The organism is Photobacterium sp. DNB23_23_1 (genome assembly GCF_052873815.1).
In genome coordinates this window covers 28,753-51,274 of the sequence record NZ_JBNNXT010000039.1, presented here as the reverse complement: position 1 = coordinate 51,274, position 22,522 = coordinate 28,753, and the positions used below count along the sequence as shown (strand labels likewise).

The 22,522-nt window shown below is 50.9% G+C and carries 19 protein-coding genes and 2 tRNA genes; 1 reads left to right on the top strand and 20 read right to left on the bottom strand.

The genetic code is table 11. The features are described from left to right. The 8 genes from ACVA53_RS19880 to pncC form a co-directional block, all read right to left on the bottom strand. Positions 1 to 73: transfer RNA gene (locus tag ACVA53_RS19880), tRNA-Arg, on the bottom strand. Between the two features lie 32 nt (positions 74 to 105). Next, a tRNA-Ser gene (locus ACVA53_RS19875) sits at positions 106 to 198 on the bottom strand. A gap of 205 nt (positions 199 to 403) precedes the next feature. Continuing rightward, positions 404 to 601, bottom strand: coding sequence for a carbon storage regulator CsrA (gene csrA / locus ACVA53_RS19870; RefSeq protein ID WP_107349901.1), 198 nt, complete (start codon positions 599 to 601; stop codon positions 404 to 406). Between the two features lie 85 nt (positions 602 to 686). Continuing rightward, entirely contained in the window at positions 687 to 1,877 is a 1,191-nt protein-coding gene (locus ACVA53_RS19865) for an aspartate kinase (protein ID WP_255041096.1), read from the bottom strand. Between the two features lie 16 nt (positions 1,878 to 1,893). Then, positions 1,894 to 4,518, bottom strand: coding sequence for an alanine--tRNA ligase (gene alaS / locus ACVA53_RS19860; RefSeq protein WP_446506032.1), 2,625 nt, complete (start codon positions 4,516 to 4,518; stop codon positions 1,894 to 1,896). A gap of 270 nt (positions 4,519 to 4,788) precedes the next feature. Continuing rightward, the gene (recX, locus tag ACVA53_RS19855) at positions 4,789 to 5,250 is read right to left on the bottom strand and encodes a recombination regulator RecX (RefSeq protein WP_255041098.1); all 462 of its coding nucleotides are present in this window, start codon (positions 5,248 to 5,250) and stop codon (positions 4,789 to 4,791) included. A gap of 86 nt (positions 5,251 to 5,336) precedes the next feature. Beyond that, positions 5,337 to 6,383, bottom strand: coding sequence for a recombinase RecA (gene recA / locus ACVA53_RS19850; RefSeq protein WP_255041099.1), 1,047 nt, complete (start codon positions 6,381 to 6,383; stop codon positions 5,337 to 5,339). Positions 6,384 to 6,517: 134 nt separating this feature from the next. Continuing rightward, complete coding sequence (gene pncC / locus ACVA53_RS19845) at positions 6,518 to 6,994, bottom strand: nicotinamide-nucleotide amidase (protein ID WP_255041175.1); 477 nt, start codon at positions 6,992 to 6,994, stop codon at positions 6,518 to 6,520. A gap of 278 nt (positions 6,995 to 7,272) precedes the next feature. Between pncC and mutS the strand changes: the two genes are divergently transcribed. After that, complete coding sequence (mutS, locus tag ACVA53_RS19840; RefSeq protein ID WP_446506031.1) at positions 7,273 to 9,849, top strand: DNA mismatch repair protein MutS; 2,577 nt, start codon at positions 7,273 to 7,275, stop codon at positions 9,847 to 9,849. A gap of 92 nt (positions 9,850 to 9,941) precedes the next feature. Here the strand turns inward: mutS and rpoS are convergent, their stop codons facing one another. From rpoS to relA, 12 genes are all read right to left on the bottom strand, one after another. Beyond that, positions 9,942 to 10,934: an RNA polymerase sigma factor RpoS gene (gene rpoS, locus ACVA53_RS19835; protein WP_255041101.1), complete on the bottom strand. Its 993-nt coding sequence runs from the start codon at positions 10,932 to 10,934 to the stop codon at positions 9,942 to 9,944. A gap of 56 nt (positions 10,935 to 10,990) precedes the next feature. Further along, a complete protein-coding gene (gene nlpD / locus ACVA53_RS19830; RefSeq protein ID WP_255041176.1) occupies positions 10,991 to 11,890 on the bottom strand; it encodes a murein hydrolase activator NlpD in 900 nt (299 codons plus the stop codon). Positions 11,891 to 11,955: 65 nt separating this feature from the next. Further along, positions 11,956 to 12,585 carry a protein-L-isoaspartate(D-aspartate) O-methyltransferase gene (locus ACVA53_RS19825; protein ID WP_255041102.1) on the bottom strand — a complete coding sequence of 210 codons (630 nt, stop codon included), beginning with the start codon at positions 12,583 to 12,585 and terminating at the stop codon, positions 11,956 to 11,958. 5 nt (positions 12,586 to 12,590) lie between these two features. Next, positions 12,591 to 13,337 (bottom strand): 5'/3'-nucleotidase SurE, encoded by a 747-nt coding sequence (gene surE, locus ACVA53_RS19820; RefSeq protein ID WP_446506030.1) that lies wholly within the window; start codon positions 13,335 to 13,337, stop codon positions 12,591 to 12,593. Beyond that, complete coding sequence (gene truD, locus ACVA53_RS19815) at positions 13,318 to 14,382, bottom strand: tRNA pseudouridine(13) synthase TruD (RefSeq protein ID WP_446506029.1); 1,065 nt, start codon at positions 14,380 to 14,382, stop codon at positions 13,318 to 13,320. The genes surE and truD overlap by 20 nt, the downstream gene beginning before the upstream one ends. 63 nt (positions 14,383 to 14,445) lie before the next feature. Continuing rightward, positions 14,446 to 14,919 (bottom strand): 2-C-methyl-D-erythritol 2,4-cyclodiphosphate synthase, encoded by a 474-nt coding sequence (gene ispF, locus ACVA53_RS19810; protein WP_446506035.1) that lies wholly within the window; start codon positions 14,917 to 14,919, stop codon positions 14,446 to 14,448. Beyond that, the gene (gene ispD / locus ACVA53_RS19805; RefSeq protein ID WP_446506034.1) at positions 14,919 to 15,617 is read right to left on the bottom strand and encodes a 2-C-methyl-D-erythritol 4-phosphate cytidylyltransferase; all 699 of its coding nucleotides are present in this window, start codon (positions 15,615 to 15,617) and stop codon (positions 14,919 to 14,921) included. The genes ispF and ispD overlap by 1 nt, the downstream gene beginning before the upstream one ends. A 38-nt stretch (positions 15,618 to 15,655) precedes the next feature. Then, positions 15,656 to 15,928 carry a cell division protein FtsB gene (gene ftsB, locus ACVA53_RS19800; protein ID WP_255041106.1) on the bottom strand — a complete coding sequence of 91 codons (273 nt, stop codon included), beginning with the start codon at positions 15,926 to 15,928 and terminating at the stop codon, positions 15,656 to 15,658. A 240-nt stretch (positions 15,929 to 16,168) separates the two neighbouring features. After that, positions 16,169 to 17,470 (bottom strand): phosphopyruvate hydratase, encoded by a 1,302-nt coding sequence (gene eno / locus ACVA53_RS19795; protein WP_255041107.1) that lies wholly within the window; start codon positions 17,468 to 17,470, stop codon positions 16,169 to 16,171. Positions 17,471 to 17,549: 79 nt separating this feature from the next. Then, positions 17,550 to 19,190 (bottom strand): CTP synthase, encoded by a 1,641-nt coding sequence (locus ACVA53_RS19790; protein ID WP_255041108.1) that lies wholly within the window; start codon positions 19,188 to 19,190, stop codon positions 17,550 to 17,552. A gap of 197 nt (positions 19,191 to 19,387) precedes the next feature. After that, positions 19,388 to 20,197 carry a nucleoside triphosphate pyrophosphohydrolase gene (mazG, locus tag ACVA53_RS19785; protein ID WP_255041109.1) on the bottom strand — a complete coding sequence of 270 codons (810 nt, stop codon included), beginning with the start codon at positions 20,195 to 20,197 and terminating at the stop codon, positions 19,388 to 19,390. 80 nt (positions 20,198 to 20,277) lie between these two features. Next, on the bottom strand, positions 20,278 to 22,503 hold the full coding sequence (gene relA / locus ACVA53_RS19780; RefSeq protein ID WP_446506028.1) for a GTP diphosphokinase: 2,226 nt from the start codon (positions 22,501 to 22,503) through the stop codon (positions 20,278 to 20,280). Between the last annotated feature and the right edge of the window lie 19 nt (positions 22,504 to 22,522).

Here is a 22,522-nt window from a genome sequence, read left to right as displayed (position 1 = left end):
GCGCTCGGGAGGATTCGAACCTCCGACCGCCTGGTTCGTAGCCAGGTACTCTATCCAGCTGAGCTACGAGCGCGCAATGCAAGCCCATTCACTAATAATAAGGAATGGCGGTGAGGGAGGGATTCGAACCCTCGATACGGCTATAAACCGTATACTCCCTTAGCAGGGGAGCGCCTTCAGCCTCTCGGCCACCTCACCGTCTTGCGGGGGCCCATATTACTGCCAGCCGAAAATAAGTCAAACACTTTATCGTGAAAAAATGACATCCACTGCGCGGATGCACACTTAATAGCCAACACGGCATATTATCGCGCGTAATGGCCCAGTATCTCTTCTAGATTCAAGAATATGGCGCGGCAGGCAATAACAAAAAAGGCCAGCATAAATGCTGGCCTTCTTCGAATTAGTAGTTACCAGAACCCTGGGAACCTGATTCTTTTTCCGCTTGAATACGCATGTAAATTTCTTCGCGGTGTACAGAGACTTCTTTCGGTGCATTTACACCAATTCGAACCTGGTTACCTTTAACGCCAAGAACAGTAACGGTGACTTCATCACCGATCATTAGCGTTTCACCTACGCGTCGTGTCAAAATTAGCATTCGTGTGCTCCTTGAGTAATCTCAGTATTATAAGTGTTAACGTTTATTATCCAACAATATTTACAATTACGTAAATGTTCACTGCTCAAGAAACAGCGAGAAGTGGTCGATTATCCAGACTTTCTGGCTCAACCACAAATTTTTTGTGGATGTGTTCTACGGCTAACTGTAAATGTTGCCCATTGATCAATAGTGAAACACAACGAGCAGTACTTTTTTGTTGATATACCCTCATCCCTTTTTCTGTCAGCGAGGCAGCCACTTGCGTGCTATCCCCTTCTATTCCTTCCCCGACAAGAGTCAGTATAGCGACGGAGGGTTGAGTTAATTCTGTTTTTTCTAAGATAACATTCAGTCGGGCCAATTCATCATCAGCCGCAACTATATAGGTTGCAGGATAGGTTGCTTGCTGGCTATCACCATAGCACCAAGCATCTACCCCTAACAAGCCAAGTTGTTGCTCCACCTTCTCAAGCGGTTGTGCAACTCGGTATAATGCCTGCCTGCCTTTGACAGCAACCCCGGCGGCACCATGGGATGATACCGTCGAGAAATCGACCAAGGTTCCTTCCCCTTCAGCGAATGATGAAAGGACCCTCAACGGAACCTGATGTTGCTCAGCATATTCAACCGACTGTAATTGTAGCACTTTTGCGCCGTGACGTGCCATTGCCGTCATATCATCGAAATGAATCGTCGATAAACGAGCCGCTTCACTGACCAAACGGGGATCAGTCGTATACACCCCGTCAACATCCGTGAAGATTTGGCACTCATCGGCAGCCAGAGCGCCAGCGATAGCAACAGCGGTGGTATCAGAACCTCCGCGTCCTAGGGTTGTGATGTTATTTTGACTATCACGCCCCTGGAAGCCCGCGACAACAACAATGTGGTCACGCTCAAGCAGTTCTGTTACCACCTCAGTCTCTACTTCGGTGATGGTGGCATTATTGAATACAGTATCAGTGCGGATGCCTAACTGCTCACCAGTCAATGATGTTGCCTGGTACCCCCGCTTGTTGAGGGCCATGGCAAGCAGGGCAATGGTGACCTGCTCGCCGGTTGACAACAATACGTCCAGCTCCCGCTGGGTCGGAACGGCATCAATCTGTTTTGCCAGTCCCAACAAACGGTTGGTTTCACCAGCCATCGCTGAAACGACCACGACAACCTGATGACCACGCTGGCGCGCCTGAATAACGCGCTCAGCCACCGCTTCAATACGTTCGATACTCCCGACCGACGTACCACCAAATTTTTGCACCAATAGTGCCACTTCACCTCTCCAACTATTACAGTTTTTCAATCAACCAAGGGGTAACAGACTCAAGTGCTGCAGGTAATGCTGCCGCATCAGTGCCACCAGCTTGCGCCATGTCCGGGCGACCGCCGCCCTTGCCGCCAACTTGCTGGGCAACCAGGTTAACCAACTCGCCTGCTTTGACTTTACTCGTCAAATCTTTGGTTACACCGGCAATCAAGCCAACCTTATCACCGCTGACATTGCCCAACACGACAATACCGCTACCTAGCTGGTTCTTCAGCTCATCAACCATACCGCGAAGGGCTTTGTTGTCGGCACCGTCAAGCTTGGTGACCAACACCTTAACGCCGTTGATTTCCTGAGCTTTGTTGATCAGGCCTGCACTTTCTTGTGCAGCCAGCTTGTCTTTCAGTTGCTGAATTTCTTTTTCCAGCTGCTTGCTGTGAGACACAAGCGCGCTCACCTTGGTCGCAACTGATGCCGCGTCAGACTTCACAAGGCTTGCTGTTTCAGCCAGAAGTGCTTCCTGATCGTGCAGTGTTGCGATAGCCGCTTCCCCCGTAACCGCTTCGATACGGCGGATACCAGCAGCGATCCCCCCTTCAGAAACGATTTTAAACAAACCGATATCACCGGTGTTAGCAGCATGGATACCACCACACAGTTCAACAGAGAAGTCACCCATACTAAGGACACGAACTTCGTCATCATATTTTTCACCAAACAACGCCATAGCGCCTTTTTCTTTGGCTGAATCGATGTCCGTTACAACAGTATTGATCGCGTGGTTAATACGGATTTGTTCGTTCACCACACGTTCGATTTCACGTAGCTCTTCCGGCTTAACCGCTTCTAAGTGAGAGAAGTCAAAACGTAAACCTTCCGGCTTAACCAGTGAGCCTTTCTGGGTCACGTGCTCACCAAGCAGGTTACGCAGTGCAGCATGTAGCAAGTGTGTCGCTGAGTGGTTCAGACTGGTCGCTGCGCGACGTGCTGCGTCAACGGTTGCTGTCAGCTTGTCACCCACTTGCAGTGAACCTTCAGCCAGCTTACCGGTGTGACCGATAGCGTTGCCGAACTTTTGGGTATCTGCAACCACAAACTGAACACCGTCAGCGGTCATTGCACCTGTGTCACCACACTGACCACCAGACTCGGCATAGAACGGTGTGTTGTCCAGAACAATCAAGGCTTCTTCGCCAGCATTGATAGCATCAACCGCTTCACCTTCACGGTAAAGGGCAACTACATTTGCTTGGCCTTCGGTTGCACCGTAGCCACAGAATTCAGTCTCCGCGTCTACTTTGATCGCGTCGTTATAGTCAACGCCGAACTGGCCTGCATCACGAGCACGCTGACGCTGTGCTTCCATCGCATTGTTGAAGCCTTCTTCATCAATAGAGAAGCCACGTTCACGCGCGACATCATTGGTCAGATCCGCAGGGAAACCGTAGGTATCGTACAGCTTAAACACGGTCTCGCCGTCAAGCACTTTGCCGTCAAGGTTATCCAACGCTTCAGCCAGAATCGTCATGCCGCGGTCCAGTGTACGACCGAAGTTATCTTCTTCGATCTTCAGTACTTTCTCGACCATTTCCAGCTGCTTCTTCAGCTCTTCACCGGCGGTGCCCATGATTTCAGCTAGCGGAGCAGCCAGTTTGTAGAAGAAAGCACCCTTGGCACCTAGCTTGTTACCATGGCGAACCGCACGACGGATGATACGACGCAGAACGTAACCACGACCTTCGTTTGACGGCATCACACCATCAGCAATCAAGAACGCACAAGAACGGATGTGGTCAGCAACAACACGTAGCGACTGGTTGCCCAGATCGTCGTGGCCAATCACAGCTGCCGCTTCTTTGATCAGCGTCTGGAAGATATCGATTTCGTAGTTAGAGTGCACACCCTGCATGATGGCAGAGATACGCTCGATGCCCATACCGGTATCTACCGACGGCTTAGGTAGCGGATCCATCGTACCGTCAGCCTGACGGTTGAACTGCATAAATACGTTGTTCCAGATCTCGATGAAACGATCGCCATCTTCTTCAGGTGTGCCCGGACGGCCACCCCAGATGTGATCACCGTGGTCGTAGAAAATTTCAGTACAAGGACCGCAAGGGCCGGTATCACCCATCTGCCAGAAGTTGTCTGACTCGAATGGCTTGCCACCTTTCTTGTCACCGATACGCACGATGCGATCAGCCGGTACGCCAACTTCTTTGTTCCAGATGTCAAAGGCTTCGTCATCGGTTTCGTAAACGGTAACCAACAGACGATCTGCTGGCAGTTTCAGTGTGACGGTAAGGAATTCCCAAGCAAACTTAATCGCGTCTTGCTTGAAGTAATCACCGAAACTGAAGTTACCCAACATCTCGAAGAACGTGTGGTGACGAGCGGTAAAGCCAACATTTTCCAGGTCGTTGTGCTTACCACCGGCACGAACACAGCGCTGAGCGGTTGTTGCTCGAGTGTAGTTGCGCTTTTCCAGACCTAAGAATGTATCTTTGAACTGGTTCATACCCGCGTTGGTGAACAACAGCGTAGGGTCATTGGCAGGCACAAGAGATGAACTCTCAACTATCTGGTGGCCTTTACTCTCAAAAAACGCAAGAAACGCACGGCGAATCTCATCAGTGCTCATGTACATTGGCAAATCCTGAATAATGCTTTTATGTAAACTGAATGGTCGAATTTAACTGTCTTTATCACCTGCCCTGAGTTCCACCATGCCCTCGGCAGGACAATTTGGGCAGGCAGTGATGAGACTAAAATAAATTCTTTGGCGGTTATTGTAAAACAACGGTAGCCAATACGGGAAATGTTATGTTCAGAAATAAGGCAATTTATCCCCGCCATGCGGATAACAGAGGGGGATATGGTGTTTTTTGGCGGTGTTTAGGGGAAGAGGAACACCTGGTCAGTATTCATCGTCAACATCGAGGGCATATTGGATCTGCTCTAAGTCAAACCCTCGGTACTGCATAAAACGCAGTCGTCGGGCTTTTTCTTTCTCGCTCTCCATCGGACTTTCGCCGAATTTTTTCAGGGCAACCTCACGGGCGTGCTCATACCAATCAAACTCATCATCTTCGAACAACTGGCGGATAATCTCTTCGTGTATCCCCTTGAATTTCATTTCTTGGCGGATACGCAACAGCCCCCAGCCCTTGGCGATACCATTACCTAACAAGCGCTCGGCAAACCTTGCATCATCCAGCCAGTTATAATCCTGACAAAGCGCCACCGCGTCATCAACTTCGGCCAGCTCGTAGCCACGGGCCAGCAGCTTTTGCTGCAGCTCTTTCTCGGCATGGTCACGGCGTGACAGATACCTGACCGCCAATTGCGTGGCACTTCGGGCCGGTTTCTTCACTTTCATTATCCTCTCCAGTAAAAAAAGCGGGCGTGGTAATCATACCCGCCCGCTCTTCTATTCTGTCATTCAGCCTTGTTGGCTAAGCATGATTAAAATGCCTTATCTTCGGCATCTTCTTCCGCTTCAGCTGCCGCTTCTTCAAGTACAGCCGGCGTTAGCAGTAGCTCACGCAGTTTAGCTTCAAGCTCTTCAGCAATATGGCGGTTTTCCTCGATGTACTTACACGCATTTGCCTTACCCTGACCGATCTTATCACCCTGGTAGCTGTACCATGCACCCGCTTTCTCAACCATCTTGTTCTTCACGCCAAGGTCGATCAGCTCGCCGTAGCGGTTGAAACCTTTACCGTAAAGGATCTGGGTTTCAGCTTGTTTGAACGGTGCCGCAATCTTGTTTTTCACAACCTTGATACGGGTTTCGTTACCTACCACTTCATCACCTTCTTTGACAGCGCCGGTACGACGGATATCAAGACGAACAGAAGCGTAAAATTTCAGTGCGTTACCACCAGTTGTGGTTTCTGGATTACCGAACATCACACCGATCTTCATACGGATCTGGTTGATGAAGATACACATGCAGTTCGACTGCTTCAGGTTACCGGTGATTTTACGCATAGCCTGAGACAGCATACGTGCCTGTAGACCCATGTGTGAATCACCCATCTCACCTTCGATTTCGGCCTTAGGCGTTAGGGCAGCAACGGAGTCGACAACCAGAATATCAACCGCGCCAGAACGAGCTAGGGCATCGGCAATCTCCAATGCTTGCTCACCAGTATCTGGCTGGGAAACCAATAGCTGGTCGATATCTACACCCAGTTTCTGCGCGTAGATTGGGTCAAGCGCGTGCTCAGCATCGATGAAGGCACAGGTTTTGCCTTGACGTTGGGCAGCAGCAATAACTTCTAGTGTTAACGTGGTTTTACCTGAAGATTCAGGACCGTAGATTTCAACGATACGGCCCATTGGCAGACCACCAGCACCCAAGGCGATATCTAGAGACAGAGAACCGGTAGACACGGTTTCGACATCCATAGTGCGGTTGTCGCCCAACTTCATGATCGAGCCTTTACCGAATTGCTTTTCAATTTGACCTAACGCGGCGGCGAGTGCCTTCTGCTTGTTGTCGTCCATTAGACTCTCCAAGGGATGCTTAATTAATGCTTAAACTAAGTACTGATATTGATGATTAGTATACTGTCTATTCATACAGTGTCTAGCACTGGATGAATTTTTTTTCGCCAAATTGCTCTCGGCTCATGAACGCCTCAGGATTGTGCCATCAGCGCAAGCAACCCAGATAGCGCTTTGTCAACGGCTTGTTGCCGTACCTCTGGCCGGTCGCCATCAAAAAGGCAGGTTTCCACCTTTAACTTGCCTGTTTGATCAGCCCAGCCAAAACACACGGTACCGACCGGCTTCTCTTCGCTACCACCGCCAGGCCCAGCAATACCGCTGATGGCAACGGCGATGTCGCCACGCGAATGAGCCAGTGCCCCCGTTACCATTTCAGCCACGACCTGCTCACTGACAGCACCATACTGGGCCAATGTTTGTACGCTCACGCCAAGCATCTCCTGCTTGGCCTCATTACTGTAGGTCACAAATGCCCGGTCAAACCATGCCGAGCTGCCGGCAATATCCGTGATGGCGGTAGAGACCCCGCCCCCGGTGCAGGACTCGGCGGTGACTGCCACCCAGTTACGCTGGGCCAGGGCCAGCCCGACCTGTTGTGCTAATGCCATCATCACTCCCTAGTTAATACGGCCAACCTAAAACGATAAAGCTAGTATGACGAGATTGTTCCGCGTCACTGAATACGCCACTAGCCATCCACTGCGTACACATTACTTAGCTCACCCACAGCGGGCAAGCCTGTTGTCCACCACAATTATTGCTGCGGGAAAAATACACGCTCTCCCCTTTGCCGAAAGGTCGGGATCACGTATCCTAAGCGACCAGAAACTTCCCCCGGATATAGTAGGGTCACCCAGCCCTCCGGCACAATGTAGCAGGCAACAACGTGACAATAAAAGGCTTAGAAAAACATACACCTATGATGCAGCAATTTTTACGGATCAAAGCAGAGAATCCGGAGGTCTTGCTGTTTTATCGGATGGGTGATTTCTACGAACTATTTTTTGATGACGCAAAGCAGGCTTCGCAACTGCTGGATATCTCGCTGACCAAGCGTGGCTCTTCCAATGGCCAGCCGATCCCGATGGCAGGTGTCCCCTACCATGCCATTGAGGGCTACCTTGCCAAACTGGTTCAGCAAGGTGTCTCCGCGGCTATCTGTGAGCAAATTGGTGATCCCGCGACCAGCAAAGGGCCGGTCGAGCGTAAGGTAGTGAGAATTATCACGCCGGGTACCGTCAGCGACGAAGCACTGCTCAGCGAGCGCCAGGACAACCTGATTGCCGCCATCTACCATGAAGGCAGCAAGTTCGGTTACGCCACGCTGGATATTACCTCGGGTCGCTTTATGCTCGCCGAGCCGGAGACTGAAGAAGCCATGCAGGCCGAGTTGCAGCGTACCAGCCCGGCTGAATTGCTGTATCCGGAAGATTTTGACCTGCCAGGCCTGTTCCACGGTATGAAAGGTGCCCGACGCCGTCCGGTCTGGGAGTTTGATCTCGAGACTGCGCGCCAGCAACTGACCATGCAGTTCGGTACCCGTGATCTGGTTGGCTTCGGGGTCGAACAGGCCGAGCACGGTCTATGTGCGGCAGGCTGCCTGATGCAATATGTCAAAGATACCCAGCGCACAGCCCTGCCTCACATCCGGGCGATCACCCTAGATACCAAGGATCACTCGGTGATCCTGGATGCTGCTACCCGCCGTAACCTCGAGTTAACCCAGAACTTGGCTGGCGGCTTCGACAATACCTTGGCTTCCGTTCTTGACCAAACAGCCACGCCAATGGGTAGCCGCTTGCTAAAGCGTTGGTTGCACCAACCAATCCGTGACCGCCAGCAGCTCAACGGTCGCCTTGATGCCATTGCCGCTTTTAAGGACACCGGACTATTTTTGGATCTTGCCGGCGTATTGCGCCACATGGGTGATCTGGAACGTATCCTTGCCCGCCTGGCTCTGCGCTCTGCTCGCCCTCGCGATCTCGCTCGTATGCGGACTGCGCTCCAACACCTGCCGGAGCTGGCTGAACTACTTGGTGAGATCAACCAGTCCCGTATTGGTGAATTAGCTGGCCTTGCCGCCCCGATGGACGAGCTGTGCGAACTGCTTGAGCGCGCCATTATCGACAACCCACCAGTGGTAATTCGTGACGGTGGTGTACTGGCTCCAGGCTACAATGCCGAACTGGACGAATGGCGAGATCTAGCCGACGGCGCAACCAAATTCCTTGAAGAGATGGAAGCTAACGAACGCGAACGCCATGACATCGATAGCCTGAAAGTGGGCTTCAACAATGTTCACGGCTTCTATATCCAAGTCAGCCGTGGGCAGAGCCACCTGGTGCCGAGCCACTATGTACGCCGCCAGACCCTGAAAAATGCTGAGCGTTACATCATCCCTGAGCTCAAGGAACACGAAGACAAGGTACTGAACTCGAAATCTAAAGCGTTGGCATTAGAGAAGAAGCTTTGGGAAGAGCTGTTTGATCAACTGCTACCGCACCTTGAACAACTGCAAAATACGGCTAATGCCCTGTCGGAACTAGATGTCCTTGCCAACTTGGCCGAGCGTGCTGATACCCTGAACTACTGCCGCCCTAAACTAACAGAAGCCACCGGAGTTGAAATCACCGCCGGCCGCCACCCGGTGGTCGAACAAGTACTGAGCGAACCATTTATCGCCAACCCGATATCACTCCACCATGACCGCCGGATGTTGATCATCACAGGTCCGAATATGGGGGGTAAATCGACCTACATGCGCCAGACGGCTTTGATCGCTCTGCTTGCCCATGTCGGTTCTTTTGTGCCGGCCGAAGCCGTTAAGATCGGTCCGCTGGATCGGATCTTCACCCGTATCGGTGCTTCCGATGACCTGGCTTCGGGCCGCTCGACCTTCATGGTAGAAATGACCGAAACTGCCAATATCTTGCATAATGCCACGCAGAATAGTTTGGTACTGATGGATGAGATCGGTCGCGGTACCAGTACCTATGACGGCCTATCGCTGGCATGGGCCAGTGCCGAATGGCTAGCCGATAAAATTTCGGCCATGACCTTGTTCGCGACCCACTACTTTGAACTGACAGAGTTACCATCGCTGATGGACGGTTTGGCCAATGTCCACCTTGATGCCGTAGAGCACGGTGATGAAATCGCCTTTATGCACGCGGTACAGGAAGGGGCAGCCAGCAAGTCTTACGGCTTGGCCGTTGCTAGCTTAGCCGGTGTCCCTAAGTCGGTGATCAAACGTGCCAAGTTCAAGCTTCAGCAACTCGAAGCCAGTGGCCACCAGCAAGCGGTTTCACCTAGCGCCAACAGCCAAGAACCGTTAGTCGAACAGCAGCTGAGCCTGCTGCCGGAGCCAAGCGAAGTCGAAGAAGCACTGGCGCGGATCAACCCAGACGAAATGACACCACGCCAAGCACTGGATGAGTTGTACCGCTTGAAAGCCCTGATGTAGCCGGGCTGGTAGAGATAAAGGAAAATAAAAGGGATGCCATTTGGCATCCCTTTTTGATTGAACCGGAAAAAGTAAAGTTAAAGTGGACCGGTTTACAATTGTTCCTGATTGAACAGCGACTCAATGCTCAACCCTTGATGAGTTAGCATATCGCGTAAACGGCGTAAGCCTTCAACTTGGATCTGACGCACTCTTTCACGGGTCAGACCGATCTCACGACCAACATCTTCCAATGTCGACGCTTCATAACCAAGCAAGCCAAAACGGCGTGCCAGCACTTCACGCTGCTTAGGGTTAAGTTCCTGTAGCCAGTGGACAATAGATGCTTTGATGTCGTCATCTTGAGTTGATGTTTCGGGACCGCCGCTCTTTTCATCCGGAATGATATCAAGCAGGGCTTTTTCGGAATCACCACCAATAGGATTATCTACCGAACCCACACGCTCATTGAGACGTAGCATCCGGTTGACGTCATCAACCGATTTGTCCAGTTTCAACGCAATGTCTTCCGCCGTTGGCTCGTGGTCCAGCTTCTGTGCCAACTCACGGGCAGTGCGGAGATAAACATTCAGCTCTTTAACGACATGGATAGGCAGACGGATAGTCCGGGTCTGGTTCATAATTGCCCGTTCAATAGTCTGACGGATCCACCATGTTGCGTAGGTTGAAAAACGGAAACCACGCTCCGGATCGAATTTCTCAACCGCACGGATCAAACCAAGGTTGCCTTCTTCGACCAAGTCGAGCAGAGCCAAGCCACGGTTACTGTAACGGCGAGAAATTTTGACCACGAGTCGAAGGTTACTTTCGATCATGCGCTTGCGGGCAACTTCATCACCACGAAGAGCACGTCGGGCGTAGAGGACTTCTTCCTCTGCGGTCAACAAAGGTGAAAAGCCAATTTCCCCAAGGTAGAGCTGGGTCGCATCAAGAGCTTTCTGCGTAGCCCCATATTGCGACATATCGACATCATCGTCACTAGCACTAACATCTTCGGCTTTGGTTTCAACGGTTGCGGATTCAGTCTCCGCTTCTTCATCGAATTCAAAGTCTTCAATATCTGCAGCAGTATTGCTTCCACTCATAGCGCCTCCCAGATGGCGAGTTAGCAAGACATTACAACTTTACTATGCCATGTTATCTATTTGGGTAAGTACCGCATTGGATCGACGGACTTACCCTTGTAACGGATCTCAAAATGCAACTTCACAGTACTTGTGCCTGAGCTTCCCATAGAAGCAATTTTCTGGCCAACCGATACCTTTTGCTGCTCCTTGACATAAACTTGGTCGTTGTGGGCATAGGCACTGAGATAATCATCGTTATGTTTGATAATCACCAAATTGCCATATCCCCGAAGCGCGTTACCGGCATAAACCACCACCCCATTGGCAGACGCATTGACAGATTGTCCACGCTGCCCAGCGATGTCGATCCCTTTATTGCCATTCTCCGAGTTGGAGAACTTGGCAATCACACGCCCCTTCGACGGCCAAGACCATTTAGCCACTTTGGCGTTGCTAGATTGCGGCTTAGATGTAACAACTTTGTTACTTTTGGTTTTTTGAGAGTACTCTTTTGTGGGAGCCGGATCAACATTTTTATTGGCGACTTTTTGCTCGCTTTGCGTCTTGCTTGCCGCTGACTGAACCGGTTTCTGGGAGGCCGGTTGCGTCACAGGCTGCGCCTTAGCCGCTGGTTTGGGTTGAGCAGGTTTTGAGACTTTTGTTTTTGTTGGAGTTTTAGCTGCCGGTATGGCAGCTACAGCAACCGGTGCAGCCTGGCCATATTTGGGGGCAACGTATTTTGGCCGCCACAATTGCAACCTTTGACCAGGAAAAATGGTATAAGGCTTCGACAATTTATTACTTGTAATAATATCGTCGACATCCCGTCCAGTAATGTAAGAAATGAAGTAAAGCGTATCGCCCTCCCGGACTTGATAATAGCTACCGCGGTAGCTACCACGCTCCAGGCTGTTGTAGTCCTTGCCAAGGCTCATCACCGGAGCAGGACTATGATTACTACAGCCAAACAACATCAGGCTGACAGCTATCGCTGCCAGCTTCCGCGTCCTTGCTGAAGACAACACCCTTATCATATGACCTATGCCAACTCCCCGGCGACAAGAGGGACAAATCGTACCGCTTCAATATCGCGGTATGCAAAACGCTCTCCTTCGCGAACAATCACTTTCAATACCTGTGCATGCTCACCCACAGGGATCACCAAGCGGCCCCCATCAGCCAACTGATTGAGTAGCTCCATGGGAATTTCAGCGGCCGCCGCCGTCACAATGATGGCATCGAACGGGCCCTTTCCAGCCCACCCCAACCAACCGTCACTGTGCTTGGTCGAGACATTATGCAGCTCAAGCTGTTTTAGACGTCGTTTGGCCTGCCATTGCAGTGCCTTGATCCGCTCAACCGAAAACACATGGTTAACCAAGTGTGCCAGCACCGCCGTTTGATAACCTGAGCCAGTACCGATCTCCAGTACTCTTGAGTCAGCAGACAGGGCCATTAACTCCGTCATTTTGGCGACAATGTACGGCTGCGAGATGGTCTGCCCACTACCGATAGGCAGAGCATTATTTTCATAAGCTTTGTGTGACAGGGCTTCATCGATAAACCGCTCCCGCGGGACAGACGCCATCGCCTGGAGCACCTTATCATCACAAACCCCCTGCTGATGTAAATAGTTCAGCAAAAGCGTCCGCTCGTCCACATTGCGCATTGCGACTATTTCTCCTGTTGCTCAACCCACATACTGATCCCTTCCAGCGCATCATGCGCGGTGAGATCTACCTGTAGTGGGGTAATCGATACACATTGTTGCTCAATAGCATAAAAGTCCGTTCCCGGACCAGCGTCCTGACAAGGTCCCGGCGGCCCCAACCAGTAAAGCTCTTTGCCTCGCGGATCCGTACCCTTAACCATATTCTCAGCACGGTGACGGGCACCGAGACGTGTCACCTGCCAGCTTCCCAATTGAGAATAAGCGACATCCGGCACATTGATATTCAATATTTTATTGCTTGGCAATGGCTGTGACTGTGCTTTTAGCAGCAAATCTTTGACAACCCGCGCTGCCGTCTCAAAGTGCTGATGTCCCACCAGCGAAACAGCAACTGCCGGCACACCGAGGAAGTGGCCTTCAGTTGCAGCGGCAACCGTACCCGAGTACAGCACATCATCCCCCAGGTTTGCCCCGTGGTTGATACCTGCAACAACAACATCCGGACGTTCACCCAGCCATTCATTGAGTGCGAAATGGACACAGTCAGTCGGCGTCCCTTCCACCGAAATCCGCTTTTCACCTTCATGGCGGATCCGCAACGGGTTATCCAGCGTCAGCGAGTTGGATGCACCAGAACGGTTACGGTCCGGTGCAACCACCGTGACCTCACCGATATCGCTCAATACCTTTGCCAAGGTGTTGATCCCCTCGGCAAAGATACCATCATCGTTACTGATCAGAATTCGCATCGTGTCCTTCCTGTTGTTCCTGCTCAACCATGAGCTCGCGAACGACCGCGGTGGCAAAACAGCCCGCAGGCAGCGCAAAAGAAACGGTGACGGTATCGCCATCTTGCTGCCATACCATCTGCTTAGGTTTCAACAATAGCGAGCGACGCTCGTGGCGCATTCGGTTGTCACGGATCAGCTTGAGTAGCAAAGGCTCCTGCTCGACAATAGCCATTTCAAAGGCTTCTGCCTGGGCTGTGGTCGGAAGGGCATTATCACCCATCATAGGTGCAGTAATACTTGCTGTGCCATTATCCACCGCCTGCTGCCACTGCTCGAGGTTTGATTCCACCAAGCGGCCGCGATCGTCTTCTTCCGTTTCTAACAGATCACCGGCGACCACCGTATGGACAGTTTGCTGCTCGATACGCTCTGAAAGCACCATATTGAACAACCACGAGCGTGCAGCCGATAGGTAGAAGCTACGCTTACTCTTGTCACGAACGCGGAATTCATCATTCCCCCAAGCACGGGCCTTGATGACATTGTTACCGCCATGGCCAAAACGCTGCTCACCGAAATAGTTCGGCACACCCAGCAGCTTAACCTGCTCCAAGCGCGCCATTACATCGTCGGCTAGATCCAGATCGCGCAAGGTCAGCTGAAACCAGTTACCCGCCAAATCACCAGGACGTAGCTTTTTATCATGGCGGGCGGTTTCCAACACTTCGACACCCGGATGTTCGGCAACAAATTGTGCCAAGTCCGGATCCGGTTTACCTGGCAGGTGCACACTGAGCCACTGCTCAGTCACAGCATGGCGATCCTTCAAACCAGCCCAGCTTACATCGCGCGACTTAACACCGCAGGCTTTGGCCAGTTCATTGACCACATACTTGGTGTTTTCCCCGGTCTTGCGGATCTTCACCATAAAATGCTCGCCCACTCCGGCAAACTCGAAGCCAAGGTTTTCCTTTACTACAAAATCTTCAGGTTCAACCTTAATGCGGCCCTGACAGCTTGGTTTTCCATACAACCAGCTGAAGTTGTCCATTACCGTAGACATAATTACACCATTCTTTAGCAGCACCGAGATGCCAGAAGGCAAGGCTACATAGCCCTGCCTGATTTATTCTTTACTGATCAGCACAACCGCTTCACAGGCAATGCCTTCTTTGCGTCCGGTAAAACCAAGACGCTCCGAGGTGGTCGCTTTTACATTGATGTTCTCAACGTCCGTTTCCAAATCCTCGGCAATAGCTTGGCACATTGCACCGATATTCGGGGCCATTTTCGGCGCCTGGGCAATGATGGTGACATCAAGGTTCCCCAAGCGATAACCTTTTATTTTTACTTTGCGGTATACGTCGCGCAGCAACATACGGCTGTCAGCCCCTTCCCACTCGGCATCGGTATCCGGGAAATGGCGGCCAATATCGCCAGCGCCAATGGCACCCAGCAATGCGTCACATACCGCGTGTAGAGCCACATCACCATCGGAATGGGCAATCAGACCCTGCTCATAAGGAATCGCAACGCCACCAATAATTACTGGGCCTTCGCCACCAAATTTATGGACGTCAAAACCGTGTCCAATACGCATCATTGCTCATCCTTCAATAAATGTTGCAAATAAAACTCCGCGAGCGCGAGATCTTCAGGTTGGGTAACCTTTAGGTTGTCGGCACGCCCGGTGACCAATTTAGGCGCCATGCCACAATGCTCCAGCGCCGAGGCCTCGTCTGTGACCACCGCCCCGTCGGCCAGCGCCTTTTTCAGCGCGAGCGTTAACTGACCAGCACGGAACATCTGCGGCGTCAGGGCATGCCAAAGATCACTACGCTCAACCGTGACGGCTATCGCTTGCTGGCCATTACCACGTTTCATGGTGTCGCGAACCGGTGCTGCTAAAATAGCACCGAATTCGCTCGCCTGCGCCTCGAGGATCAACCGGTCGAGATCCTGCTGACGTAAACAAGGACGTGCGGCATCATGGACCAGCACCCAGGCATTAGGATCACCAATAGCGGCCAAGCCGGAAAATACGGAATCAGCCCGCTCTGCACCACCATCAACCCGGGTCACCTGCGGGTGATCCGCCAACGGTAAGGTTGGGAAATAGGGGTCATGCTCGCTGATCGCGACCACCACCCGTTCGACCTTTGGGTGTTGGAGCAAACGGTCAATGGTATGTTCAAGAATCGTCTTGCCAGCGATGTGCAAGTACTGTTTTGGGCGGTCAGCCGCCATTCGACTACCGACACCAGCAGCCGGTACGACTGCGATCAATTTTTCATTCATATTAAAAAGCTGGCTCACGCCAGGCAAGTCTCTGGAGTTCAGTCGCTGACAATACGGAAAAATGTTTCATCCGTTCCAATCATTCCCAGCTCGTTGCGGGCGCGTTCTTCGACGGCTTCCTGACCACGGTGCAAGTCATGAATTTCGAAATACATCTGCTGGTTCCGTTGAACCAGTTCGGCATTAGCCTGTTGTTGCACCGCTACATTATCGCGCACCGCTAGGTAATCGACCATGCCATTCTTGCCGAGCCAGAAGTCATACTGTAACCAGCTGAGGATGACCAACAGCAGGAGGTTTAACAATCGCATTGCACCCTCTTGGCAATGGTATAAGAAATTAAGCTAATCATAACAGATTGAAACACAAAGACGTGTCAAGCCGCTGGTAAAAATACCAAACTGAACATTGCTCAGTTTGGTATATTCCCATAACTTGTAGTTTGACACTAGGGTCAGTTAATACCCAACCGACTATTCGCCCATAAAAAAACCGCCCTTAAAGGACGGTTTTTAGTATCAGCTCGGGTAACCCCGATGCGCAGCTTTTAATTAAGCTTGGCCTTTAACTTCTTTAAGACCGTTGTAAGGTGCTTTCTCACCTAGCGCTTCTTCGATACGGATTAGCTGGTTGTACTTAGCAACACGGTCAGAACGGCTCATTGAACCAGTTTTGATTTGGCCAGCAGCAGTACCTACCGCTAGATCAGCAATAGTTGCATCTTCAGTTTCACCAGAACGGTGAGAGATAACTGCAGTGTAACCAGCATCTTTAGCCATCTTGATTGCAGCTAGAGTCTCAGTTAGAGAACCGATCTGGTTGAACTTGATAAGGATAGAGTTAGCTACGCCTTTCTCGATACCTTCAGCAAGAATCTTAGTGTTTGTAACGAATAGATCGTCACCTACTAGTTGAAGCTTGTCACCTAGTAGTTCAGTCTGGTGCTTGAAGCCATCCCAGTCAGACTCGTCAAGACCATCTTCAATAGAAACGATTGGGTACTGGTTAGCTAGATCAGCTAGGTAGTGGTTAAACTCTTCAGAAGTGAAGATTTTACCTTCGCCTTTCATGTTGTAGTTGCCAGCTTCTTTGTCGAAGAACTCAGATGCAGCACAGTCCATCGCTAGAGTAACGTCTTTACCAAGTACGTAGCCTGCAGCTTCAACCGCTTCTTTGATTGCAGCTAGTGCAGCAGCGTTTGACTCTAGGTTAGGAGCAAAACCACCTTCGTCACCAACAGCAGTGCTTAGGCCTTTAGCCTTAAGTACTTTAGCTAGGTTGTGGAATACTTCAGCACCGATGCGTAGACCTTCTTTAAGAGTTTTCGCGCCAACTGGCTGGATCATGAACTCTTGGATGTCAACGTTGTTATCAGCGTGCTCACCACCGTTGATGATGTTCATCATTGGTAGAGGCATAGAGAACTGACCAGCAGTACCGTTTAGCTCAGCAATGTGCTCGTATAGAGGCATGCCTTTAGCAGCTGCAGCAGCTTTAGCGTTCGCTAGAGATACAGCTAGGATTGCGTTTGCACCGAAGTTAGATTTGTTTTCAGTGCCGTCTAGGTCAAGCATGATCTGGTCGATGTCAGCTTGAGCTTTAGCATCTTTACCAACAAGAGCTTCCGCGATTGGGCCGTTCACAGCTTCAACAGCTTTAAGAACACCTTTACCTAGGAAACGAGACTTGTCACCGTCGCGTAGCTCAAGAGCTTCACGAGAACCAGTTGATGCGCCAGATGGAGCAGCAGCCATACCTACGAAACCGCCTTCTAGGTGAACTTCAGCTTCTACAGTTGGGTTACCACGTGAATCAATGATTTCACGACCTAGAACTTTAACGATCTTAGACATTGTGTTTCCTCTTGCTTTATCTTGAAATTAAAAGCTAAAAAATAGCTGCAGCTATCACGGCTACAGCTATCCGTAATCCTTACTTGTTAAGCTCACCGCGCTGGTTGGAGCCAGCAGCCTTCACGAACCCTTCAAACAGAGGGTGACCATCGCGAGGGGTAGAGGTGAACTCAGGGTGGAACTGAGCAGCCACAAACCATGGGTGGTTAGGGATCTCGATAATTTCCACCAATTTCTTGTCTGCTGACAGACCAGAAACCTTCAGACCTGCTTTCTCTAGACGAGGAAGTAGGTTGTTGTTTACTTCATAGCGGTGACGGTGACGCTCATGTACTGTTGGGTTACCGTATAGCTCACGCGCTTTAGAACCTTCAGCCAAGTGACATAGCTGAGAACCCAGACGCATTGTACCGCCAAGATCCGATTTTTCAGTACGCTCTTCCACGTTACCTTCGCCGTCAACCCACTCAGTGATCAAGCCGACCACTGGGTGCTTAGACTGGGCGTCGAACTCTGTCGAGTGCGCGCCTTCAAGGCCTGCCGCATTACGAGCAAACTCGATAAGGGCAACCTGCATACCTAGGCAGATGCCAAGGTACGGAATTTTGTTTTCACGGGCGTATTGTGCAGTTTGGATTTTACCTTCTACACCGCGGCCGCCGAAGCCACCAGGAACCAAGATAGCATCAAGGCCTTCCAGTACTTCTGTACCTTTAGACTCAACATCCTGAGAATCAACATACTTGATCTTCACTGACAGACGGTTCTTAAGACCGGCATGCTTCAGTGCTTCATTCACTGACTTGTATGCATCTGGTAGTTCGATGTACTTACCCACCATACCGATAGTCACTTCGGCTGTTGGGTTGGCTTCTTCGTAGATCACCTGTTCCCACTCAGTCAGGTCAGCTTCTGGAGCTGTAATACCGAAGCGCTGACAAACCAAGTCATCCAGGCCTTGAGCCTTGATAAGTTGTGGGATCTTATAGATAGAATCTACGTCTTTCATTGAGATAACTGCTTTTTCCTGCACGTTACAGAACAGGGCGATTTTCGCACGCTCGTTAGCAGGGATGTTACGGTCAGAACGACATACAAGGATGTCAGGCTGGATACCGATAGAAAGCAGTTCTTTCACTGAGTGCTGAGTTGGCTTGGTTTTCACTTCGCCAGCTGCAGCCAAGTATGGAACAAGTGTCAGGTGCATGAACATTGCGCGTTCACGGCCTAGCTCAACCGCTAGCTGACGGATTGCTTCCATAAATGGTAGAGATTCGATATCACCTACAGTGCCGCCAACTTCGACGATAGCTACGTCGTGGCCTTCTGCACCTGCAATAACACGTTCTTTGATCGCATTGGTGATGTGTGGGATAACCTGAATCGTTGCACCTAGGTAGTCACCACGACGCTCTTTACGCAGTACATCAGCGTAAACACGTCCCGCAGTGAAGTTATTGCGCTTGGTCATCTTGGTACGGATGAAACGCTCATAGTGGCCTAGGTCAAGGTCAGTCTCTGCACCGTCTTCCGTTACGAATACTTCACCATGCTGAATTGGGCTCATTGTGCCTGGGTCAACGTTGATGTAAGGGTCTAGCTTCATCATGGTCACGTTAAGACCACGCGCTTCTAGAATAGCCGCCAGCGATGCTGCAGCAATACCTTTACCTAGTGAGGATACGACCCCGCCCGTAACAAAAATGTAATTCGTCGTCATGTTTTACCTGGAAGATTGGTATAGAGGATAAAATGTATCTGGACGGGAAATTAGTATACCAGACACACTTTATTGCCACAACGTGAAAACTATCACAGCACGTTTGGTTTTTTTTTGTCTCAAATCAATTCTACTAAACTAGATGACTATAGATTGAGCATTCATCCGTGTGACTGCCCTTAACTCCCCCACCTCGCTTACTTTGTCTTCAGCTCGCTACGCTTGACCTCATCCCAGATAGCATCCAAATATTCCAGGGAGCAATCGTCAATACGCTTTCCTCTTTCTAGCACAGTTTTCTCCACTTCGCGAAAACGACGCTCGAATTTCTGGTTGGCTTTCTTCAGTGCCACTTCCGGTTTGACCTGCACATGGCGGCTGAAGTTGGCGACAGCAAACAACAAATCCCCCACTTCTTCTTCGATTTTACTTTGATCAGGTGACACTTGAATGACTTCTTCCATCACCTCTTCAATCTCTTCATGCACCTTATCGACAACCGGCCCTAGGGTATCCCAATCAAATCCATGCTTGGCACAGCGCTTCTGGATTTTATCGGCCCGGATGAGCGCAGGCATCGCTTGCGGGATGTTAGCCAGCACACTGGAATCCTCCCCTTTGACTGAACGCTCCTTGGCTTTCTCCGCTTCCCAGTTGGCATTGATCTCGGCCTCATTGGCAAACTCAGTATTAGCAAACACATGCGGATGACGACGGGTCAGCTTCTCGTTGATACCACGGACCACATCATCAAAATCAAACAGCCCCTGCTCTTTGCCAAGCTGGCTGTAGAAAATCACCTGGAACAACAGATCACCGAGCTCCTCACGCACATCATCCCAATTCTGCTGCTCGATAGCATCAGCCACTTCGTAAGCTTCCTCCAGAGTATGCGGCACAATGGACGCGAAGGTCTGTTTCAAGTCCCAAGGGCACCCCTGCTGTGGGTCGCGCAACGTGGACATAATCTCAACCAATTGCTCAATGGGCGCTTTGTTCTCGCTCATACTGTGATTTCCTTTCTTTGGCTAAAAAAAGCGGGTCGCCTTCGCTTCCCGCTTCAAATAGTTATGTTCTGATTGCCATTTTAGTGCAATCGCTTGGCCTCGGCGACGTCTCTGACCTGCTCGATACGCTTGAGTACCCGGCTCAAGACCTCAAGGTCGGTTAATTCGAGATCGAAATCCATGATCGACATCTGCTTCTTGTAATCGACTCGGCTCTTCATTCCGGCCACTTTGACTTTTTCGTTGGCCAAAGTGTTGGTAAGCTCTTTGAGCAGACCGTTGCGCTCAGCGGCCGTCACTCGGACCGTGATATGGTAGTTGCCAACAAAGCCACCACCCCATACCGTGTCGATGATCCGCTCAGGAGCTACATGGCGCAGCTCCTCAAGCTGTTCACAGTCACTGCGGTGAACCGAGATCCCCCGGCCCTGCGTAACGAACCCCTGGATATCATCGCCTGGGATAGGCTGACAGCAGCGAGCTAGGTGGGTCATCAGGTTATCGACCCCTTCCACCACCACCGCATCACGCTGTGGCTTTTTGCTCGTCGCCGGCTTGCTGCCTGCTTCGGTCAATTTCTCCAGCAACTGCTGATCTTCTTCCTCAGCCGTCGGCTTGTTGACCAGAGCATTGATATGGTTGATGACCTGGTTAATGCGCAGATCACCGCTACCGATCCCGGCAAACAACTCATCAGCCGAATTAACATTAAAACGCTTGAACCCATAGGCCTCAGCATCTTTCATGGTCGCACCGATTTTCACCAACTCGGTTTCCAATATCTCCCGGCCTGCTGCAATGTTCTTGTTCCGATCCTGTTTGCGGAACCACGCATGCACCTTGGAACGGGCACGGCTCGACGTCACAAAGCCAAGATTAGGATTCAGCCAGTCGCGCGATGGGTTCGGCTCTTTCTGAGTGATAATTTCGACCTGCTCGCCCATTTGCAGGTGATAGGTGAAAGGCACAATGCGCCCTTCAACCTTCGCGCCAATACAGCGGTGACCGACTTCGGAGTGAATGTGGTAAGCAAAATCCAGCGGGGTCGCATTCAATGGCAGGTCGACCACATCCCCTTTCGGCGTAAAGGCATAAACACGATCATCAAACACCTGACTGCGTAGCTCATCGAGCATCTCGCCCGAGTCAGACATCTCTTCCTGCCAGGCAAGAAGTTTACGTAACCAGTTGATTTTTTCGTCATAAGACGATTTCGCGCCCCCTGATGAACCTTCTTTGTACTTCCAGTGAGCAGCCACCCCCAGCTCCGACTCTTCATGCATCTGTTTGGTACGGATCTGGATTTCTATGGTTTTACCTTCCGGTCCCAATACCACGGTGTGGATCGACTGGTAACCATTCGGCTTGGGGTTGGCGACATAGTCATCAAACTCTTTAGGCAGGTGGCGGTACTTGGTATGTACCACCCCTAACGCGGCATAACAGTCTTGCAGCTGGTCGGCAATAATACGGACGGCACGGACATCGAACAGCTCATCAAACGCCAAGTTTTTCTTCTGCATTTTTCGCCAGATACTATAGATGTGCTTCGGTCGACCATGCACCTCGGCTCTGATCTGTGACGCCTTCATCGATTCGGCCAAATCTGTCACGAAATGTTCGATATAATATTCACGATCTATTCGGCGCTCAGACAGCTGCTTGGCAATCTGTTTATAGGTGTCGGGGTGATTGTAGCGAAAAGCATAATCTTCAATCTCCCACTTGAGCTGACCAATACCTAATCGGTTGGCCAGCGGCGCATAGATATTGGCACATTCCTTCGCCGCAGCCCGACGCACCGCATCCGGCTCGTCTTTCACTTCACGCAGGTTACAGATCCGCTCGGCAAGCTTGATCACCACACAACGGAAGTCATCGACCATCGACAGCAGCATCCGGCGGATATTATCCACCTGCGCCGACTGCTCTGCACCTTCCGTCGTTGCATTCAGTTGTCCGATGGCCGCCATTTGGCTTACCCCGACCACCATCTGTAAAATCGTACCGTTGTAATCTTCTTTCAATTGGTCTGGCTGATAAACCCCAGCCTCAAACAGTGGAAATAACAACGCTGCCACCAGCGTGTCTTTGTCCATGCTTAAAGTCACTAAGATTTCCACCATCTCGCGGCCACGCCATAGCAATAATGGCGCGGACTCTTCCACTGATGTCAACTCGATACATCGCTGATAGGTCTTGGTCAGATGCTTCGCAACCTTGGCATCCTGCTGCAGGCTGTCAACCCAAGAGCTTAGCTCAAATGTATCATTTTCCTTTAAATGCGCACCGCGAACTGCGACCATTTTTCTATCCTGTTTACTC

Excerpts from the sequence above, each read along its gene's own strand:
- alaS (WP_446506032.1), bottom strand. The coding sequence starts at position 4,518 with ATGTACATGAGCACTGATGAGATTCGCCGTGCGTTTCTTGCGTTTTTT.
- nlpD (WP_255041176.1), bottom strand. The coding sequence starts at position 11,890 with ATGTTGTTTGGCTGTAGTAATCATAGTCCTGCTCCGGTGATGAGCCTT.
- ispD (WP_446506034.1), bottom strand. The coding sequence starts at position 15,617 with ATGAATGAAAAATTGATCGCAGTCGTACCGGCTGCTGGTGTCGGTAGT.
- mazG (WP_255041109.1), bottom strand. The coding sequence starts at position 20,197 with ATGAGCGAGAACAAAGCGCCCATTGAGCAATTGGTTGAGATTATGTCC.
- truD (WP_446506029.1), bottom strand. The coding sequence starts at position 14,382 with ATGTCTACGGTAATGGACAACTTCAGCTGGTTGTATGGAAAACCAAGC.
- recX (WP_255041098.1), bottom strand. The coding sequence starts at position 5,250 with ATGAAAGTGAAGAAACCGGCCCGAAGTGCCACGCAATTGGCGGTCAGG.
- ACVA53_RS19790 (WP_255041108.1), bottom strand. The coding sequence starts at position 19,190 with ATGACGACGAATTACATTTTTGTTACGGGCGGGGTCGTATCCTCACTA.
- ACVA53_RS19825 (WP_255041102.1), bottom strand. The coding sequence starts at position 12,585 with ATGCGCAATGTGGACGAGCGGACGCTTTTGCTGAACTATTTACATCAG.
- relA (WP_446506028.1), bottom strand. The coding sequence starts at position 22,503 with ATGGTCGCAGTTCGCGGTGCGCATTTAAAGGAAAATGATACATTTGAG.
- csrA (WP_107349901.1), bottom strand. The coding sequence starts at position 601 with ATGCTAATTTTGACACGACGCGTAGGTGAAACGCTAATGATCGGTGAT.
- ispF (WP_446506035.1), bottom strand. The coding sequence starts at position 14,919 with ATGCGTATTGGACACGGTTTTGACGTCCATAAATTTGGTGGCGAAGGC.
- eno (WP_255041107.1), bottom strand. The coding sequence starts at position 17,470 with ATGTCTAAGATCGTTAAAGTTCTAGGTCGTGAAATCATTGATTCACGT.
- rpoS (WP_255041101.1), bottom strand. The coding sequence starts at position 10,934 with ATGAGTGGAAGCAATACTGCTGCAGATATTGAAGACTTTGAATTCGAT.
- recA (WP_255041099.1), bottom strand. The coding sequence starts at position 6,383 with ATGGACGACAACAAGCAGAAGGCACTCGCCGCCGCGTTAGGTCAAATT.
- surE (WP_446506030.1), bottom strand. The coding sequence starts at position 13,337 with ATGCGAATTCTGATCAGTAACGATGATGGTATCTTTGCCGAGGGGATC.
- ftsB (WP_255041106.1), bottom strand. The coding sequence starts at position 15,928 with ATGCGATTGTTAAACCTCCTGCTGTTGGTCATCCTCAGCTGGTTACAG.
- pncC (WP_255041175.1), bottom strand. The coding sequence starts at position 6,994 with ATGGCATTAGCACAACAGGTCGGGCTGGCCCTGGCCCAGCGTAACTGG.